The following is an 18,112-nucleotide window of genomic DNA, read 5'->3' as shown; positions in this document are numbered from 1 at the left end:
GACGAATACCTCACTGGCCGATGGCCGGCGAGGCGCTATAGAGCACCACCGCGCCGGTCACCAGCAGGTTGATCAGGGTCAGGGGCAGGCAGAACTTCCAGCTGAAGGCCATTACCTGGTCGTAGCGCGGACGCGGAATGGACGCGCGCAGCAGGATAAAGATCATGATGAAGAAGGCGGTCTTCAGGGCGAACCAGAAAAACGACAGCCAGGGCAGGGTGTCCAGGAAGGGACCGTGCCAGCCGCCGAAGAACAGGGTCACCAGCAGCGCCGAGATCAGCACGATGCCGATGTACTCGCCGACGAAGAACATGCCCCACTTCATGCCCGCGTATTCGATGTGGTAACCGTCGGCGAGCTCCTGCTCGGCCTCCGGCTGATCGAAGGGGTGACGGTGGGTAACGGCGATGCCGGCGATGAAGAAGGTGCAGAAGCCGAAGAACTGGGGAATGATGAACCACCAGCCCTGATGCTGCGCCTCGACGATATCCCTCATGTTGAAGGAACCGGTCACCGCGACGATGCCCATCACCGACAGACCCATGAACACCTCGTAGGAGAGGGTCTGGGCCGAGGCGCGCATGGCGCCCAGCAGCGAGAACTTGTTGTTGCTCGCCCAGCCGGCGAAGAGCACCGCATAGACGTTGACGCCGGCCATGGCGAAGAAGAACAGCAGGCCGACGTTCAGGTCCGCCACGCCCCAGGTGGGGGTGATCGGAATGACCGAGAAAGCCACCAGCAGCGAGCCCATGGCGATTACCGGCGCCAGGGCGAAGATCATCTTGTCGGCGAACGGCGGCGTCCAGTCCTCCTTGAAGAACATCTTCAGCATGTCGGCGCCAAGCTGGAAGGCGCCGAAGGGACCGACCCGATTGGGGCCGTGACGGTCCTGCCAGAGTCCCAGCAGACGCCGTTCGACGAAGCTCAGCAGCGCCCCGCAGATGACCACCGCCAGGAGGATGACGATGGCCTTGAGGATGCCGATCACCACGGCGATGAGGGTGGGGGTGAGCCAGGTCATGCCGCGGCCTCCTGCAGTCCTTCCACGCTGAGGCCGGCGAAGTCCACCGGAATCCCTTCGAAGCCGGCGGGCAGGCCGACCAGACCCGCCGACAGCTCGGGCTTGATCTGCAGCGGCAGGCGCAATTCCTGACCAGCGACCTGCAGGCGCAGCAGGGCGCCTTCGTTGACGCCCAGGCGGTCGGCATCAGCCTTGGCCAGCGCCACATAGGCGGCCGGGATGCGCTCGCGTACCGGTTCGGCACGGGAAGAGGTCTCTTCGCTACCGAACAGGTGGTACAGCGGCACGGCCTGGAAGCCGGACTCGGCACTGCGTACGGCAGCGGTCGGCACGGCGAACCAGGTCAGGCGATCGCCCTGGGACTCGATCAGACGCACGCCCGGATCGCCGGCGCGCAGGTGACCACCCACCTCGTCCTGGAACTTGTTCCAGGCCTGAGGCGAGTTCCAGCCCGGGGACCAGGCGAAGGGAATTTGCTGACGCGGTTCGACGCTGCCGGCATAGCCTTCCATGGAGAAGGCGAAGGCGGTATCGGCATCCTGAGGCGCACGCGGCTCGTGCACGCTGAGGTTGGCGCGCATGGAGGTGCGGCCGCTGTAGCGATGCGGTTCGCGGGCGAGCTTGAGACCCTTCACCCGGAAGCTGGCGTTGGGCGCAGCATCGCGGATACCGTCCAGCTGCGGCGCAGCGGTGGCCACGGCGTCGGTGACGTGGTCCAGCTGGGTCCAGTCCACCGGACGGTTGTCCAGGGTGTTGCGCAGGGCGTGCAGCCAGCGCCAGCCCTCGCGGATCAGGCTGGAGGGATCGTAGTAGCTCGGCTCATAGACTTGGAAGAAGCGCTGGGCGCGACCTTCCTGGCTGACCAGGGTACCGTCGCCTTCGGCGAAGCTGGCCGCCGGCAGCACCAGGTCGGCGCGCTGGGCGGTGGCGGTACGCTGGTGATCCAGCACCACCAGCACCTGGGCGCGGGCCAGGGCCTGATCCACCTGCTCGGCAGGGGCGCGGCGATAGAGGTCGTTCTCCAGCACCACCAGGGCGTCGGCCTGGCCGTTTTCCAGGGCGGCGAAGGCGTCTTCGACGGACTCGCCGCCGTAGAGCGCCAGGCCCAGGCTGTTGGCTTCGGGCACCACCAGGCTCAGGGAGCCGGCCTTGCCCTTGGCGGCCAGGGCCTTGGCCAGGTTGGCGGCGGCCTCGATCAGTGCCGGCTCACCCAGGGAGGTACCGGACACTACCAGCGGGCGTTCGGCCGCCAGCAGGGTTTCGGCCAGCAGGCGCGCCTGCTCGGCGACTTGGTCGCTCAGGCCGTCGACGGCCGGGGCGCTGGCGTCGATGGCATGGGCCACGGCATGGCCGAAACGGGCCAGTTCCAGCGGCGAACCATGCAGGCGGGCGTCGGCGACGTCGTCCAGGCGGGTTGCGGCGACGCTGGCGATGAACAGCGGATTGCGCTCGCTCTGGCCGATGTTCTGCACGGCGGCATTCAGCCAGGGCTGGATCTTCTGCGCCGCGGCCATGGCCTCAGGCTTGCCCTTGACCGACTGCCGCAGGGACAGCGCCAGACGGGCCGCGGTCTGGGTCAGATCTTCGCCGAGGACAAAGACGGCATCGTGCTTCTCCATGGCGCGCAGGGTGGGGACGGGCAGGGGGCTGGCCTTGAGCACCTGCAGCACCAGGCGGACGTTGGCCAGGTCACGGGCGCTCATGCCGCTGGAGAAGTTGTCGGCGCCGACCAGCTCGCGCAGGGCGTGGTTGCTTTCCAGGCTGGCACGCGGCGAACCGATGCCGATCACCTTCTTGCCGCGCAGCAGCAGGGCGGCACGATCCAGGGCGGCGTCGATACCGGTCTCCAGGCTGCCATCCTTCAGCAGGGCCTGGCGCGGACGATCCTTGCGATTGACATAGCCATAGCCGAAGCGGCCACGGTCGCAGAGGAAGTACTGGTTGACCGAACCGTTGAAGCGGTTCTCGATGCGGCGCAGTTCGCCATAGCGCTCGCCGGGGCTGATGTTGCAGCCCGAGGAGCAGCCATGGCAGATGCTCGGGGCGAACTGCATGTCCCACTTGCGGTTGTAGCGCTCGGAGTGGGTCTTGTCGGTGAACACCCCGGTGGGGCAGACCTCGGTCAGGTTGCCGGAGAATTCGCTCTCCAGGGCCCCATCCTCGACGCGGCCGAAATAGACGTTGTCATGGGCGCCATAGACGCCCAGGTCGGTACCGCCGGCATAGTCCTTGTAGTAGCGCACGCAGCGATAGCAGGCGATGCAGCGGTTCATCTCGTGAGCGACGAACGGGCCAAGGTCCTGATTCTGGTGAGTACGCTTGGTGAAGCGATAACGGCGCTTGTTGTGGCCGGTCATCACTGTCATGTCCTGCAGGTGGCAGTGGCCACCTTCTTCGCAGACCGGACAGTCGTGGGGATGGTTGGTCATCAGCCATTCGATGACCGAGCTGCGGAATTCCTTGGCTTCGGCGTCTTCGATGGAGATGTAGGTCTTGTCGCTGGACGGGGTCATGCAGGACATGACCAGGCGCCCGCGGGTGTCATTCTCGTCGGCGAACTGCTTCACCGCGCACTGGCGGCAGGCACCGACGCTGCCCAGCGCCGGGTGCCAGCAGAAATAGGGGATGTCGAGCCCCAGGGACAGGCAGGCTTCGAGGAGGTTGTCCGCCCCGTCGACCTCGTACGTCTTGCCGTCTACATGGATAGTGGCCATAGGGTTTTCTTCTCACCCGCGCAGGGCGGGTCTGGCTAATGGGAAAACGTTCGCGCTGCCCTGGCGGTCGCCAGTGGCAGCGCCGGCCGGGTCGAGCCCGGCCAGAAAGCGATGGGAGCGGTCCCGAAGGACCGGTCCTCAGATCACGGTCGCGGAAGCAGTCGGACGAGGCTCGCTGGGCGCCTTGCGCACACCGGCCTCGAACTCCTCGCGGAAATACTTGATGGCACTACCCAGGGGCTCGACGGCGCCCGGTGCGTGGGCACAGAAGGTCTTGCCCGGGCCGAGGAAGTTGACCAGTTGCAGGAGGGTATCGAGATCGCCCTGCTGGCCTTCGCCCTTCTCCAGGCTGCGCAGGAGTTTGACGCTCCAGGGCAGGCCGTCGCGGCAGGGGGTGCACCAGCCGCAGGATTCGCGAGCGAAGAACTCTTCCATGTTGCGCAGCAGCGAGACCATGTTGACGCTGTCGTCCACGGCCAGGGCCAGGCCGGTGCCCATGCGGGTGCCGACCTTGCCGATGCCGCCGGCGTACATCTGCGCCGAGAGGTGCTCGGGCAACAGGAAGCCGGTACCGGCGCCACCGGGCTGCCAGCATTTCAGCGTGAAGCCGTCGCGCATGCCGCCAGCATAGTCTTCGAACAACTCCTGGGCGGTGATGCCGAAGGGCAGTTCCCAGACGCCGGGATTCTTCACCTTGCCGGAGAAGCCCATGAGCTTGGTGCCCATGTCTTCGCTGCCTTCGCGGGCCAGGCTCTTGTACCAGTCCACGCCACCCGCGACGATGCCCGGCACGTTGCACAGGGTCTCGACGTTGTTGACGCAGGTGGGCTTGCCCCAGACGCCGACGGCGGCGGGGAAGGGCGGCTTGGAGCGCGGGTTGGCGCGGCGGCCTTCCAGGGAGTTGATCAGCGCGGTCTCTTCGCCACAGATGTAGCGACCGGCGCCGGTGTGGACGAACAGCTCGAAGTCGAAGCCGCTGCCCAGGATGTTCTTGCCCAGCAGGCCGGCGGCCTTGGCTTCTTCCACGGCGCGCCGCAGGTTGGCGGCGGCATCGACGTATTCGCCACGCAGAAAGATGTAGCCACGGTAGGCCTTGAGCGCCCGGGCACTGATCAGCATGCCTTCCACCAGCAGGTGCGGCAGCTGCTCCATGAGCAGGCGGTCCTTCCAGGTGTTGGGCTCCATCTCGTCCGCGTTGCACAGCAGGTAGCGGATATCGAGGGATTCGTCCTTGGGCATCAGGCCCCACTTCACGCCGGTGGGGAAACCCGCACCGCCGCGGCCCTTGAGGCCGGAGTCCTTGACTTCCTGGACGATGGCGTCCGGCGCCAGCTCGGTCAGCGCCTTGCGCGCCGCGGCGTAGCCGTTCTTCGCCTGGTATTCCTCCAGCCAGACCGGGGCGCCGTCTTCACGCAGGCGCCAGGTCAGGGGATGGGTCTCGGGAGTACGGGCGATGCTGTTGGCAGGCCCGAAGGAGGTCAGTCTCATGCGTATCCCTCCAGCAGTTTGGCCACGCCCGCAGGTTGGACATCGCCATGGGTGTCGTCGTCGATCATCAGCGCCGGGGCCTTGTCGCAATTGCCCAGGCAGCAGACCGGCAGCAGGGTGAAGCGGCTGTCGGTGGTGGTCTGGCCCAGGCCGATGCCCAGCTGGCGCTGGATCTCGCCGACCACGGATTCGTGGCCGCCGATGTAGCAGGTCATGCTGTCGCAAACGCGGATGATGTGCCGACCGACCGGCACGCGGAAGATCTGGCTGTAGAAGGTCGCCACGCCCTCGACGTCGCTGGCGGGAATGCCCAGCACCTCGCCGATGGCATAGATGGCGCCATCCGGCACCCAGCCACGTTCCTTCTGGACGATCTTCAGGGCTTCGATGGACGCCGCGCGCGGGTCCTCGTAGTGATGCATCTCGTGCTCGATGGCCGAGCGCTCGGTTTCGCTCAGGACGAAACGGTCGGTTTGGATCAGGGTTTCGGTGCTCATGCTCAGCGGTCCACGTCGGCCATGACGAAGTCGATACTGCCCAGATAGGCAATCAGGTCGGACACCATGCTGCCGCGGATGACGGCCGGGATCTGCTGCAGGTGCGGGAAGCTCGGCGTCCGGATGCGGGTGCGGTAGCTCATGGTGCTGCCATCGCTCGTCAGGTAGTAGCTGTTGGCGCCCTTGGTCGCCTCGATCATCTGGAAGGCTTCGCCAGCCGGCATCACCGGACCCCAGGACACTTGCAGGAAGTGGGTGATCAGGGTCTCGATGTGCTGCAGGGTGCGCTCCTTGGGCGGCGGCGTGGTCAGCGGGTGATCCGCCTTGTACGGGCCTTCGGGCATGTGCTGCAGGCACTGCTCGATGATGCGCAGGCTCTGGCGCATCTCCTCGACGCGCAGCATGCCGCGGTCGTAGCAGTCGCCATTGTGGGCGATGGGCACTTCGAATTCGAAGTTCTCGTAGCCGGAGTAGGGGCGGGCCTTGCGCAGGTCGAAATCGAGACCGGTGGCGCGCAGGTTGGGGCCGGTGACACCCCACTCCAGGGCTTCCTTGGTGTTGTAGACGGCGACGTTCTTGGTCCGGCCGATGAGGATGCTGTTCTTCATCGCGGCCTTTTCGTACTCGTCCAGGCGCTTGGGCATCCAGTCGAGGAATTCGCGGACCAGCTTGTCCCAGCCGCGCGGCAGGTCGTGGGCGACGCCACCGATACGGAACCAGGCCGGGTGCATGCGGAAGCCGGTGATGGCCTCGATGACCTTGTAGGCACGCTGACGGTCGGTGAAGGTAAAGAACACCGGGGTCATGGCACCGACGTCCTGAATATAGGTGCCCAGGTACAGCAAGTGGCTGTTGATGCGGAAGAACTCGGCCATCATCACGCGGATGAAGTCGACCCGCGACGGCACCTTGATGCCGGCGAGCTTTTCCACCGAAAGGACGTAGGGCAGGTTGTTCATCACCCCACCCAGATAATCGATCCGGTCGGTGTAGGGGATGTAGCTGTGCCAGGACTGGCGCTCGGCCATCTTCTCGGCGCCCCGGTGGTGGTAGCCGATCTCCGGCACGCAGTCGACGATCTCTTCGCCGTCCAGCTGCAGGATGATGCGGAAGGCACCGTGGGCGGAAGGGTGGTTCGGACCCAGGTTGAGGAACATGTAGTCGGAATTCTCCGCATGTTCCTTCATGCCCCATTCTTCGGGCTTGAATCTCAGGGTCTCCTGCTCGAGATCCTGCTTGGCGGCGTTCAGCGCATAGGGATCGAATTCGGTAGCCCGCGCCGGATAGTCCTTGCGCAGCGGATGCCCCTGCCAGTTGTCGGCCATCAGCATGCGCTTGGGCAGCGGGTGGCCGTCGAAATGGATGCCGTACATGTCCAGCACTTCCCGCTCGTACCAGTTGGCATTGGGGTAGATGCCGGTGGCGGTGGGCAGGCGCAGGTCATTGGCGGACAGGGCCACCTTGAGCATCACATCGCTGTTTCGGTCGATGGACAGCAGGTGGTAGAAGACGGTGAAGTCTGCGTTGGGCAGGCCGCGGCGGTGAGTCCGCAGGCGCTCGTCCACGCCATGCAGGTCATAGAGCATGACGTAGGGGCGGGGCAGGTTGCGCAGGAAGCGCAGTACTTCGATGATTCTTTCGCGCGCCACCCAGATCACCGGCATGCCGGTACGGGTGTCTTGCAGGGTCAAGGCGTCGGCGCCGAATTGGCCCTGGAGTTCGCCAACCACCGACGCATCGCCGGCAGGGGCGGGCGCAGAGGCGGACAGAGCGGTGTCTGCGGTCATGATGTTCCGTCGCTAATCGATCGTCGTCAGCGTGCAGGTCCCGAAGGGGACTTACACTTCGTCTGGGCTGCGCAGGTTGGTGACCTGGATGCGGCGCTCGCGGTTCTGCTCGCGCTGCGAAGGCATCTCGGCGCGATAGATACCCTGGTCGCCCACCACCCAGGAAAGGGGGCGGCGCTCTTCACCGATGGAGTCCTGCAGGAGCATCAGGCCCTGCAGGAAGGCTTCGGGGCGAGGCGGGCAGCCGGGCACATAGACGTCGACGGGCAGGAACTTGTCCACGCCCTGAACGACCGAGTAGATGTCGTACATACCGCCGGAGTTGGCGCAGGCGCCCATGGAGATCACCCACTTGGGTTCCAGCATCTGCTCGTACAGGCGCTGGATGACCGGGGCCATCTTCATGAAGGGTGTGCCGGCGATGACCATGAAGTCGGCCTGACGCGGCGATGCCCGGATGACTTCGGCGCCGAAGCGGGCGATGTCGTGGGGCGCCGTGAAGGCGGTGGTCATTTCCACATAGCAGCAGGACAGGCCGAAGTTGTACGGCCAGAGGGAATTCTTGCGCCCCCAATTGACCGCGCCCCGCAGGACATCCTCAAGTTTGCCCATGAAGATGCTGCGGTTGACCTGACTTTCCACAGGGTCGGCTACGGTTTCCCGTTGGCCGGCCGGATAGCGGTCTACTGCCGCATCGGGATCGATCCGGGTGAGATTGTATTGCATTGCCAAAGCCTCATTGTTTCGACTTCGCCTGCCGCTCGCGACGGCTCGCAGGCGCCCAATTGAGCGCTCCGATTCGCCACAGGTAGACAAGACCCGCCAACAGAATTGCTATGAAAATGGAGGCTTCCACGAAGCCGGCCCATCCCGATTCACGGATGGACACCGACCAGGCGAAGAGAAAGAGGGCTTCGACGTCGAAGATCACGAAGAGCATCGCGACCAGGTAGAACTTGGCAGAGAGACGGAGACGGGCACCCCCGGTGGGGACGATGCCGGACTCGAAGGGATCGTTCTTGCTACGGCCCACGGCTTTGCTGCCGAGCAGGCTCGAGACTCCGAGCATGAAGGCGATCAGACCAACCACGCCCAGGAGAAATACCGCGAAGCTCCAGTTGTGGGTCAGTAGGCTGATCGACTCAGACATGCTTTGAATCCTTAATTATTGGGTATCAGGCGCTATCAGTGCGACACGGTGTCGCAAGACAGACAGATTTTATGCTCTATCGATTCATTCTGTAAATTTATTGGTCCAAAAAGATTCTATTGGACTGCTTTGAATCAAACTAAACAGAACTTCAGATTCATTTGAGAATGAATATAAGAATTATTCTCAAATAAACTTTTATGTTCTTCTGAAGCCTAGATTGCCAAGCGCCGCGAGAGTTCTCCCGTTCGCCGGTTGGTTAGTCGATGAGGTCGGCGCGAATGCTCAACTGGCGGTCATCATGACCCTCGGTCGAGTAGTAGCGGGTAAGGCCGTTCTGGTCGCCCTCGACCTGCTGCCGGAAGCCCCCTAGATCCAGCCATTGCCCGAGGGGGCCGCTGATGCGGGTGGCGGCGCTCTGGGTCTGCACCGCGCCCGGGCGCATGGCCGCGGCGCGGTCATCGACGCTGCTGATGTCCAGATGCACCAGGTTGCCGCTCAGACGGGCGGTGACCTGAAACCCCCGTTCGAGACGGCGGTAATCGGTCTGAGCGTAGCTCTGTCCATAGGGGGAGGTCTGGTAGGTGGTGACCGGGACGTCTTCGCCGAAGCGAATGAAGGCAGGATAGCCCTCGGTGACCTGGACGCGCTGGGCGCCATCCTCTCGCTGGTCGGTGCTGTCCTCGATGATGCGCACCTGGGGCGAGCGTACGTTGCCGTTTACCGAGTATCCCTGACTGGCACCCGAACTGCCGGCGCGGGTAGCCAGGGTGATGAGCAGGCGCCGCGGCTGGGTATCCAGCTGGGCCAGCAGATTCTTGATCTCGGCGAGCTTGGCCGGCTCGGCGTTGACGATCAGCTGGTTGCCATAGACATTGACCTTGCCTTCGCCGCCGAGGACGGCTTGCAGGGTGGGCAGGAGATCGTCGGCGGTGCGGTACTGCAGGGGAATGACCTCGGTACGAGGCGTGGCCCAGGCGGTGGCCGTCAACAGCAGCAAGAGCGCCAGCAAGCCCTTCACAGCACCATCCTCCGCAATTCCTGATCCGGCTGGCTGATGGCCCAGAGACGATCGAAGACCTGTTGCTGGACCTTGACGGCGACACGGTCGCCATAGCGGACGAAGCCGGTGGGGGCGCTGCCCGTGCGGCGCAGCAGGGCCTGGTCGTCGACGATCAGGCAGCTGCCTTCCGGTTGCCGATCGGCCGGTAGCCGCCGGATCAGCAGATTGCTGGTCAGGCGCTGCGCCAGGGCGATGAGTCGATGCCCCTGGCGCACGGCACTGGCGCTGTCGTTGATCAGGATGCGTACCTGATGCCGCGGATGGCCCAGCAGCAAGTGCTTGATCGCCGCCTCGACGTCGAGGTTGTCGTAGAGGGGCGCTTCCAGATCGGGCGTCTGGAGGCACAGCTGGCGACTGGCTTGAGCGATGAGACGGACGCTGTGCTCACGCAGGGCGTCCAGGCCTTCGAGGCGCAGGGCGAGGTCCTGGCCGAGCTGGGGTTCGGGCAGGATGCCCAGGGTCAGATCGGCAAAGGACTCGTCCACGGCGGCTCCCTATCACTCGTCGTCGTCTTCTCCGGCGAAGATCAGACTGCCCTGCTGGAGCAGTTCGCGGATCAGGCGCATGGCATCGTCGTCCTGCAGCCAGGGCGCGAGATTGGCCTCGTGCAGGACCTCCGCCGAGCATAGCAGGTCGAGCAGCGGTTGCAGTCGCATGGGCAGCAGGCGGCTCTGACCGCTGGCAAAGACCATCACCTCGTCTTCCAGGCGGCTCCAGGCGATGCGGCCACTGGGGTTGCGCATCAGCAGTGCGCCTTCGTCGAGTTCCTTGCGCAGCTGCTTGGCGCTGAGGTTTTCCCCGGCGACCCGCTCCGGGTACCGCGGCTCGGTCATGTGCTGGCCGAACCAGGCCAGCAGCAGGCGATCATCGCTCAGGTGGCGTTCCATCAGGCCGCGCAGGCGGTTGATGGCCTCGGGCGGGATCTCCGCCGGATGCTCGCTGGCCGGCGCGCAACCGGCGTCGCTGTAGCGCTCGTCCTCGGGGATGAACTGGGCGAGGAAGTCGGTGAAGTGGGTAAGCACTTCGCCGGCACTGGGCGCGCGGAAGCCAATGGAGTAGGTCATGCACTCGTCTTCGGCGATGCCGTCATGGGCCAGGCCCGGCGGCAGGTAGAGCATGTCACCCGGTTCCAGGACCCATTCGTCGGTCTGCTGGAAATCGGCGAGGATCTTCAGCTCCAGGCCGTCGATCAGCGGGCTGTCGGCGGTGCATTGCTGGCCGATGCGCCAGCGGCGGCGGCCATGGCCCTGCAGCAGGAAGACGTCGTAGTGATCGTAGTGGGGGCCGACACCGCCACCGGGGGCGGCATAGCTGACCATGATGTCGTCGACGCGCCAGTTGGGCAGGAAGCGGAAGGATTCCAGCACCTCCGCCACCTCGGGCACGAACTGGTCGACCGATTGCACCAGCAGGGTCCAGTCCCGCTCGGGCAGGCCGGCGAAGGTGTCTTCCGGCAGCGGGCCGCGGCGCAGCTCCCAGGTCTGGTCCTGGCCGATGATCAGACGGGATTCGATTTCCTCTTCCAGCGACAGGCCGGCCAGTTCGTCGGGCTCCAGGGGATTCTGGAAGTCCGGGAGGGCCTGGCGGATCAGCAGGGGTTTCTGCTGCCAGTAGTCGCGGAGGAATTCTCGGGCGGTCAGGCCGCCGAGCAGTTGCAGGGGTTGATCCGGGTTCATGCACACCTCGCGCAATGAAAAACGCCCGGCGAGGCCGGGCGTAGAAAAAGGATGATCTTCAGACCCGACGGGCCTGTTCGGCAGCGTTGCCGATATAGCCGGCCGGGGTCAGCTGGCGCAGTTCGGCCTTGGCGGCCTCGGGGATCTCCAGGCCGTCGATGAAATCCTGCAGGGCGCTGGCGCTGATGCCCTTGCCACGGGTCAGCTCCTTGAGCTTCTCGTAGGGGTTGGCCACGCCATAGCGGCGCATCACGGTCTGCACCGGCTCGGCCAGGACTTCCCAGCAGGCGTCCAGGTCTTCGGCGATGCGGGCAGCGTTGAGTTCCAGCTTGCTGATGCCCTTGAGGGTGGCTTCGTAGGCGATCACGCCGTGGGCCAGGCCGGTGCCCAGGTTGCGCAGCACGGTGGAGTCGGTCAGGTCGCGCTGCCAGCGGGAGATCGGCAGCTTGCTGGCCAGGTGCTGGAGGATGGCGTTGGCGATACCCAGGTTGCCTTCGGAATTCTCGAAGTCGATGGGATTGACCTTGTGCGGCATGGTCGAGGAGCCGATCTCGCCGGCCACGGTCTTCTGCTTGAAGTAGCCGAGGGAGATGTAGCCCCAGATGTCCCGGTCGAAATCGATCAGGATGGTGTTGAAGCGGGCGATGGCGTCGAACAGCTCGGCGATGTAGTCGTGCGGCTCGATCTGGGTGGTGTAGGGATTCAGGGTCAGGCCGAGATCGCCTTCGATAAAGGTGCGCGCATTGGCTTCCCAGTCGACGTCCGGGTAGGCGGACAGGTGGGCGTTGTAGTTGCCCACGGCGCCGTTGATCTTGCCCAGCGGGCGGACGGCGGCGATCTGCTCGATCTGGCGCTCCAGGCGATAGACCACGTTGGCCAGTTCCTTGCCCAGGCTGGTGGGGGAGGCGGGCTGGCCATGGGTGCGCGAGAGCATGGGCACGTCGGCGAAGCGGTGGGCCAGCGCACGGATCTCGCCGGCGATCTGGCGCATCAGCGGCAGCAGCACCTGGTCACGACCTTCGCGCAGCATCAGCGCATGGGACAGGTTGTTGATGTCCTCGGAGGTGCAGGCGAAGTGGATGAATTCACTCACCGCAGCCAGTTCCGGCAGGTCGGCGACCTCTTCCTTGAGCAGGTACTCGATGGCCTTGACGTCGTGGTTGGTGGTGCGCTCGATGTCCTTGACCCGCTGCGCCTGCTCGACGCTGAACTCGGTGGCCAGCTTGTCCAGCAGGGCATTGGCCTCGGCGGAGAAGGGGGCGACCTCGGGAATGCCGGTGTGGGCGGCCAGGCGCTGCAACCAGCGAACCTCGACCTGGGCGCGGAAACGGATCAGGCCGAATTCGCTGAAGATGGGGCGCAGGGCGGCGGTCTTGCCGGCGTAACGGCCGTCGATGGGCGATACGGCGGTGAGCGAGGAGAGCTGCATGGGCATTCTCTTGGTAGCGGGGGAGAAAGGGGCGGAATTCTACACGCAAAGGCCGGGGCTGTAGTACCGCCGCCGGCCAGTCCGGGATCAGCCGTTGCGCAGGGGATAGAGGTTGTCGAGCAGCTTGCGGCGATTGAGCACCAGCTGCCAGCGATGGCCGCCGAGCTGGCGCCACAGGCGGGCGGAACGGATGCCGGCCAGCAGCAGGGCGCGCACCCGCGAGGCGGTGGCGGACTGCTGCAGGTAGCGCGTCTCGCCGTGCACCTGGATGCGCTGCTTGAAGGTGCTCAGGGTGTCCTCGTAGAGGCCACCGCAGGCGGCGATGACGTTCTCGTGCGCCACGCCGAAGTGTTCGACCTGGGACTGGATCTGGGTGAGGCGCCGGCCGATGAGGTCGAGCAGGTCGCCGCGCTTCTCCAGCTTGCGTTCCAGGGCGGTCATCGCCAGGGCATAGCGCAGGGGCTCGCGCTGCAGGCTGTTGGGATTGCGCTCCAGGGTGCTGGAGAGGGCACCCAGGCCCTCGCGCAGGGGGGCGACGCTGCCGCCATAGACGTCCAGCGTGCTGCCCGGATCCCGTACCAGCAGGCTGCCAAGCAGGCAGGCCAGGGGTTCTTCGGCGACCTGGCCGGTGCGCGCCAGCTGGTCCACCAGCAGGGCGGCCTGGAAGACGCCGCCCAGGGCGATGAGTTGTTCCTGGGTACGATTCATGTGGCGGGCGCCTCGGCGCAAGCGGGTTGGTAGTGTTCGATCACGCCGCCGCCCAGGCAGACATCGCCGTCGTAGAAGACCACCGACTGGCCGGGGGTCACGGCGCGCTGGGGTTCGTCGAAGACCACCCGGTAGCCGGCGCCCTGGCGCTCGATCCGGCAGGGCTGGTCCTGCTGGCGATAGCGAACCTTGGCGGTGAGGCGGCGCGGCTGGGCGAGCTCCAGGTCATTGACCCAGAACATCTCGCCGACGGTCAGGGACTCGGCGAACAGCCAGGGGTGGGCATTGCCCTGGCCAACGATCAGCACGTTGCGCGTCAGGTCCTTGCTCAGTACGTACCAGGGATCGTCGCCGGCGTCCTTCATGCCGCCGATGCCCAGGCCCTGGCGCTGGCCGATGGTGTGGTACATCAGGCCGTGGTGGCGGCCGATGACCTCGCCGGTGGTGGTCTCGATGTCGCCCGGCTGAGCCGGCAGGTACTGCTTGAGGAAGTCGCTGAAGCGGCGCTCGCCGATGAAGCAGATGCCGGTGGAGTCCTTCTTGCGCGCGGTGGCCAGGCCATGCAGCTCGGCGATGGCGCGGACCTCGGGCTTTTCCAGTTCGCCCACCGGGAAGAGGGTGCGCGCCAGCTGCTCGCCGCCCACGGCGTGGAGGAAATAGCTCTGGTCCTTGTTGGCATCCAGGCCCTTGAGCAGCAGGGTCTGGCCGTCGACATCGCGACGACGCACATAGTGGCCGGTGGCGATCAGGTCGGCGCCCAGGGCCAGGGCGTAGTCGAGGAAGGCCTTGAACTTGATCTCGCGGTTGCAGAGGATGTCCGGATTCGGCGTCCGGCCAGCCTTATATTCGGCGAGGAAGTGCTCGAAGACGTGGTCCCAGTACTCGGCGGCGAAGTTGGCCGTGTGCAACTTGATGCCGATGCGGTCGCAGACCGCCTGGGCGTCGGCCAGGTCTTCCTTGGCGGTGCAGTACTCGGTGCCGTCATCCTCGTCCCAGTTCTTCATGAACAGGCCCTCGACCTGATAGCCCTGCTCCTTGAGCAAGAGGGCCGAGACCGAGGAATCCACTCCGCCGGACATGCCGACGATGACGCGGGTGCCGTTCACTTCAAAAACCTCTCATATCTACGATCATCGACAGGGGATAGCGGTGGCCGTCCAGATATTTCTCGATGGCGTCCAGGACCAGGGGGCTGCGCAGCCGTGCCTGTTCGGCGCGGATCTCGTCGAGCGTCAGCCACACCGCGCGGGTGATGTCGGCGTCCAGGGCGCGCCCGGGTTCGTGGGCCAGGGGGCGGGCATGGAAGGCCGTGCGGTAGTAGGTGACGCCATTGGCTGGCGCCACATAGAGGCCGATGCCGATCACGCCCTGGATCTCCACCTGCCAGGCGGTTTCTTCCAGGGTCTCGCGGTGCGCCGCCTCGATCAGGCTCTCGCCCGGCTCCAGGTGCCCGGCCGGCTGGTTGAGCACCAGGCGACCCTGCTTCTCTTCTTCCACCAGCAGGAAGCGACCGGCGTCTTCCACCACGGTGGCCACGGTGACGTGGGCGTGCCAATCCATCTCGGACTCCGCTATCGGTAATCGCGCAGTATACGCCTTAAGCTTTGCCGGTCCCAAATGCAGCGAACCCCGGCCAAGGCCGGGGTTCGCCGAATCAACCTTTCTGGCTGCGGACGCAGCCTTCAGGTTCAGCCCTTGAGCTGTTCCAGGGCGGCGTTGAGCGTGGCGCTCGGACGCATGGCCTGGCTGGTCTTGGTCTGGTCGGGGTGGTAGTAGCCACCGATGTCCACAGCCTGGCCCTGGACGCCGTTCAGCTCGGCGACCACCTTGGCTTCGTCGGCGGTCAGCGACTTGGCCACTGGCGCGAACTGGGCCTTGAGCTCGGCGTCTTCGCTCTGCTCGGCCAGGGCCTGGATCCAGTACAGCGCCAGGTAGAAGTGGCTGCCGCGGTTGTCCAGTTCACCGGTCTTGCGCGACGGCGACTTGTTGCTGTCGAGGAACTGGCCGTTGGCCTGGTCCAGAGTCTTGGCGAGGATCTTGGCCTTGGCGTTACCGGTGGTTTCGCCCAGGTGGTTCAGGGATTCGGCCAGGGCCAGGAATTCGCCCAGGGAATCCCAGCGCAGGTGGTTTTCCTGCACCAACTGCTGGACGTGCTTGGGCGCGGAGCCGCCGGCGCCGGTCTCAAACAGGCCGCCGCCGTTCATCAGCGGGACGATGGACAGCATCTTGGCGCTGGTACCCAGTTCCATGATGGGGAAGAGGTCGGTCAGGTAGTCGCGCAGGACGTTGCCGGTCACCGAGATGGTGTCCTCGCCCTTGCGGATGCGCTCCAGGGACACGCGGGTGGCTTCCTCGGGCGACAGGACGCGGATGTCCAGACCGTTGGTGTCATGGTCCTTGAGGTAGCGCTCGACCTTGGCGATGACCTGAGCATCATGGGCGCGGTTCTGGTCCAGCCAGAAGATCGCCGGGGTGCCGCTGGCGCGGGCACGGTTGACGGCGAGCTTGACCCAGTCCTGGATCGGCGCGTCCTTGGTCTGGCACATGCGCCAGATGTCACCGGCCTCGACCGGATGCTCGAAGACCACCTTGCCCTGGTCGTCGGTCACGCGCACGGTGCCGTCGGTGGGGATCTGGAAGGTCTTGTCGTGGGAACCGTATTCCTCGGCCTTCTGCGCCATCAGACCGACGTTGGGTACGCTGCCCATGGTGCTGGGATTGAAGGCGCCGTGCTGCTTGCAGTCCTCGATCACCACCTGGTAGACGCCGGCATAGCAGCGGTCGGGGATGATGGCCTTGGTGTCCTGCAGGTTGCCTTCGGTGTTCCACATCTTGCCGGAGTCACGAATCATGGCCGGCATGGAGGCGTCGACGATGACGTCGCTCGGCACGTGCAGGTTGGTGATGCCCTTGTCGGAGTTGACCATGGCCAGCGCCGGACGCTGGGCGTACTGGGCGTCGAAATCGGCCTTGATGGCGGCCTGGGTGGCTTCCGGCAGGCTGGACAGGCGGGCGTAGAGGTCGCCGATGCCGTTGTTGCGATCGAAGCCGGCTTCTTTCAGGGCGGCTTCGTGCTTGGCCAGCACGTCCTTGTAGAACTCGCCGACGATGATGCCGAACATGATGGGGTCGGAGACCTTCATCATGGTGGCCTTCAGGTGCACGGAGAACAGCACGCCCTTGGCCTTGGCGTCTTCGATCTGGGCGGCGATGAAGCTCTGCAGGGCCTTGCGGCTCATGGTCGAGGCATCGACGATCTCGCCGGCCTTGACCGCGGTCTTCTCTTTCAGGACCTTGCTGCTGCCGTCCTTGCCGATCAGTTCGATCTTCAGGCTGCCGGCATTCTCGATCGTGGCCGAGCGCTCGCTGCCATAGAAGTCATGGGCGTCCATGTGGGCGACGTGGGACTTGGAGTCGGCGCTCCAGGCACCCATGCGATGGGGGTGCTTGCGGGCGTAGTTCTTGACCGACAACGGTGCGCGGCGGTCGGAGTTGCCTTCGCGCAGGACCGGGTTCACGGCGCTGCCCTTGACCTTGTCGTAGCGCGCCTTGACGTCCTTTTCCTGGTCGTCCTTGGGCTCGTCCGGATAGTCCGGCAGGGCGTAACCCTGGCCCTGCAGTTCCTTGATCGCGGCCTTGAGCTGCGGTACCGAGGCGCTGATGTTGGGCAGCTTGATGATGTTGGCTTCGGGAGTGGTGGCCAGTTCGCCGAGTTCGGCGAGGTGGTCGGAGATGCGCTGCTCTTCCTTCAGGTACTCGGGGAAGAGGGCGATGATGCGGCCGGCAAGGGAGATGTCACGGGTTTCGAGGGCGACGCCGGAGGAGGCGGTGATGGCCTCGACGATGGGTAGCAGCGAATAGGTCGCGAGGGCGGGCGCTTCGTCGGTCAGGGTGTAGATGATCTTCGACGTGGTGGACATGTCTTGCTTTAACTCCTCTTTATCACAGCTGTGGCGCGAAGCCGGGCGAGCGAGGATCGACCCTTGAGTCGATAGACGCCCCAAGAAGGCGTTATCGGGCCGCGCGACAGGCGCGGCGGCGATGGACGTGCGATGCGACAAAGCGTCGCTGCGGAAATTGCGGGATCGGCCGATACAGCCAGCGGAACCGGCAGGGCCTGCAGCGACCCGTCAGTCGGCGGAGTATACCAGCGCGGCGCCTGGCGTGCATTCGCACCGCTGTGGCTGGGCCATGGGGAAATGTTGCCAGCGCGATCGATCCGACAGAAGCGAACAGCCACATCGGGGATTCAGGTCAAGAGGCTTGACCATTCGACGGCTGGCGCTGCACGGCAGTTGCTTAAGGGACTAAACTATTGCCCCTCTTAATTTGATGAGGTCGTTATGAAAACCAAGGACAACACGTCCAAGAGTCGTTCCTGGGCCATCGTCGGGCTGGAAACGCTCGTCATCGTCGCCCTGTCGCTGTACGTCGCCTTTGGCGCCGGGCTGTTCGTCAAGCATCACTGCTGGGATACCCTGACCCCGCAGCAGCAAGACCAGATCCTCGAGCAGATGAGCCGCAGCGCTCAGGAAAATACCCTGCTCACCTGATTCGCGTCGGTTCGAATCCCTTCCTT

General features: G+C 65.0%; 16 protein-coding genes. 1 reads left to right on the top strand and 15 read right to left on the bottom strand.

Annotation, left to right across the window (positions count from 1 at the left end; genetic code table 11):
- Window positions 1-10: 10 nt before the first annotated feature.
- The 15 genes from nuoH to AABM56_RS13985 form a co-directional block, all read right to left on the bottom strand.
- The gene (gene nuoH / locus AABM56_RS14055) at window positions 11-1,021 is read right to left on the bottom strand and encodes an NADH-quinone oxidoreductase subunit NuoH (RefSeq protein ID WP_133861053.1); all 1,011 of its coding nucleotides are present in this window, start codon (window positions 1,019-1,021) and stop codon (window positions 11-13) included.
- A complete protein-coding gene (gene nuoG / locus AABM56_RS14050) occupies window positions 1,018-3,735 on the bottom strand; it encodes an NADH-quinone oxidoreductase subunit NuoG (RefSeq protein ID WP_347883416.1) in 2,718 nt (905 codons plus the stop codon). The genes nuoH and nuoG overlap by 4 nt, the downstream gene beginning before the upstream one ends.
- A 138-nt stretch (window positions 3,736-3,873) precedes the next feature.
- Complete coding sequence (nuoF, locus tag AABM56_RS14045) at window positions 3,874-5,223, bottom strand: NADH-quinone oxidoreductase subunit NuoF (RefSeq protein ID WP_347883415.1); 1,350 nt, start codon at window positions 5,221-5,223, stop codon at window positions 3,874-3,876.
- On the bottom strand, window positions 5,220-5,720 hold the full coding sequence (nuoE, locus tag AABM56_RS14040; RefSeq protein ID WP_187979635.1) for an NADH-quinone oxidoreductase subunit NuoE: 501 nt from the start codon (window positions 5,718-5,720) through the stop codon (window positions 5,220-5,222). The genes nuoF and nuoE overlap by 4 nt, the downstream gene beginning before the upstream one ends.
- 2 nt (window positions 5,721-5,722) lie before the next feature.
- The gene (gene nuoC, locus AABM56_RS14035; protein ID WP_309740159.1) at window positions 5,723-7,507 is read right to left on the bottom strand and encodes an NADH-quinone oxidoreductase subunit C/D; all 1,785 of its coding nucleotides are present in this window, start codon (window positions 7,505-7,507) and stop codon (window positions 5,723-5,725) included.
- A 51-nt stretch (window positions 7,508-7,558) separates the two neighbouring features.
- Window positions 7,559-8,233, bottom strand: a complete 675-nt coding sequence (locus AABM56_RS14030) for an NADH-quinone oxidoreductase subunit B family protein (RefSeq protein ID WP_007158886.1) — start codon at window positions 8,231-8,233, stop codon at window positions 7,559-7,561.
- Window positions 8,234-8,243: 10 nt separating this feature from the next.
- Window positions 8,244-8,657 carry an NADH-quinone oxidoreductase subunit A gene (locus tag AABM56_RS14025; protein ID WP_347883414.1) on the bottom strand — a complete coding sequence of 138 codons (414 nt, stop codon included), beginning with the start codon at window positions 8,655-8,657 and terminating at the stop codon, window positions 8,244-8,246.
- 259 nt (window positions 8,658-8,916) lie between these two features.
- Window positions 8,917-9,678, bottom strand: coding sequence for a secretin N-terminal domain-containing protein (locus AABM56_RS14020; RefSeq protein ID WP_347883413.1), 762 nt, complete (start codon window positions 9,676-9,678; stop codon window positions 8,917-8,919).
- A complete protein-coding gene (locus AABM56_RS14015) occupies window positions 9,675-10,205 on the bottom strand; it encodes a histone acetyltransferase HPA2 (protein WP_347883412.1) in 531 nt (176 codons plus the stop codon). Before AABM56_RS14015 ends, AABM56_RS14020 begins: the two co-directional genes overlap by 4 nt.
- Window positions 10,206-10,217: 12 nt before the next feature.
- A complete protein-coding gene (locus tag AABM56_RS14010) occupies window positions 10,218-11,396 on the bottom strand; it encodes a cupin domain-containing protein (RefSeq protein ID WP_347883411.1) in 1,179 nt (392 codons plus the stop codon).
- A 58-nt stretch (window positions 11,397-11,454) separates the two neighbouring features.
- Entirely contained in the window at window positions 11,455-12,825 is a 1,371-nt protein-coding gene (gene purB / locus AABM56_RS14005) for an adenylosuccinate lyase (RefSeq protein ID WP_347883410.1), read from the bottom strand.
- Between the two features lie 87 nt (window positions 12,826-12,912).
- Window positions 12,913-13,533 carry a high frequency lysogenization protein HflD gene (hflD, locus tag AABM56_RS14000; protein WP_347883409.1) on the bottom strand — a complete coding sequence of 207 codons (621 nt, stop codon included), beginning with the start codon at window positions 13,531-13,533 and terminating at the stop codon, window positions 12,913-12,915.
- A complete protein-coding gene (gene mnmA, locus AABM56_RS13995) occupies window positions 13,530-14,639 on the bottom strand; it encodes a tRNA 2-thiouridine(34) synthase MnmA (protein ID WP_347883408.1) in 1,110 nt (369 codons plus the stop codon). Before mnmA ends, hflD begins: the two co-directional genes overlap by 4 nt.
- A gap of 1 nt (window position 14,640) precedes the next feature.
- Window positions 14,641-15,093, bottom strand: coding sequence for an NUDIX hydrolase (locus AABM56_RS13990; protein WP_280306471.1), 453 nt, complete (start codon window positions 15,091-15,093; stop codon window positions 14,641-14,643).
- 128 nt (window positions 15,094-15,221) lie between these two features.
- A complete protein-coding gene (locus tag AABM56_RS13985; RefSeq protein WP_347883407.1) occupies window positions 15,222-17,453 on the bottom strand; it encodes an NADP-dependent isocitrate dehydrogenase in 2,232 nt (743 codons plus the stop codon).
- A gap of 423 nt (window positions 17,454-17,876) precedes the next feature.
- On the opposite strand from AABM56_RS13985, the gene AABM56_RS13980 reads away from it, so the two are divergent.
- Window positions 17,877-18,086, top strand: a complete 210-nt coding sequence (locus tag AABM56_RS13980; protein ID WP_280306473.1) for a hypothetical protein — start codon at window positions 17,877-17,879, stop codon at window positions 18,084-18,086.
- The last annotated feature ends 26 nt before the right edge of the window (window positions 18,087-18,112 follow it).

Origin of the sequence: Pseudomonas aestiva, assembly GCF_039908605.1 — a bacterium.
Taxonomy (GTDB): Bacteria; Pseudomonadota; Gammaproteobacteria; order Pseudomonadales; family Pseudomonadaceae; genus Chryseomonas; species Chryseomonas aestiva.
Note: the sequence above shows the minus strand (reverse complement) of the source record. Positions and strands in the feature narration are given on the sequence as shown.

Bases quoted from the DNA above. Each gene is read 5' to 3' on its own strand.
- nuoH (WP_133861053.1), bottom strand. From the start codon at position 1,021: ATGACCTGGCTCACCCCCACCCTCATCGCCGTGGTGATCGGCATCCTC.
- nuoG (WP_347883416.1), bottom strand. From the start codon at position 3,735: ATGGCCACTATCCATGTAGACGGCAAGACGTACGAGGTCGACGGGGCG.
- nuoF (WP_347883415.1), bottom strand. From the start codon at position 5,223: ATGAGACTGACCTCCTTCGGGCCTGCCAACAGCATCGCCCGTACTCCC.
- nuoE (WP_187979635.1), bottom strand. From the start codon at position 5,720: ATGAGCACCGAAACCCTGATCCAAACCGACCGTTTCGTCCTGAGCGAA.
- nuoC (WP_309740159.1), bottom strand. From the start codon at position 7,507: ATGACCGCAGACACCGCTCTGTCCGCCTCTGCGCCCGCCCCTGCCGGC.
- AABM56_RS14030 (WP_007158886.1), bottom strand. From the start codon at position 8,233: ATGCAATACAATCTCACCCGGATCGATCCCGATGCGGCAGTAGACCGC.
- AABM56_RS14025 (WP_347883414.1), bottom strand. From the start codon at position 8,657: ATGTCTGAGTCGATCAGCCTACTGACCCACAACTGGAGCTTCGCGGTA.
- AABM56_RS14010 (WP_347883411.1), bottom strand. From the start codon at position 11,396: ATGAACCCGGATCAACCCCTGCAACTGCTCGGCGGCCTGACCGCCCGA.
- purB (WP_347883410.1), bottom strand. From the start codon at position 12,825: ATGCAGCTCTCCTCGCTCACCGCCGTATCGCCCATCGACGGCCGTTAC.
- hflD (WP_347883409.1), bottom strand. From the start codon at position 13,533: ATGAATCGTACCCAGGAACAACTCATCGCCCTGGGCGGCGTCTTCCAG.
- AABM56_RS13990 (WP_280306471.1), bottom strand. From the start codon at position 15,093: ATGGATTGGCACGCCCACGTCACCGTGGCCACCGTGGTGGAAGACGCC.
- AABM56_RS13985 (WP_347883407.1), bottom strand. From the start codon at position 17,453: ATGTCCACCACGTCGAAGATCATCTACACCCTGACCGACGAAGCGCCC.
- AABM56_RS13980 (WP_280306473.1), top strand. From the start codon at position 17,877: ATGAAAACCAAGGACAACACGTCCAAGAGTCGTTCCTGGGCCATCGTC.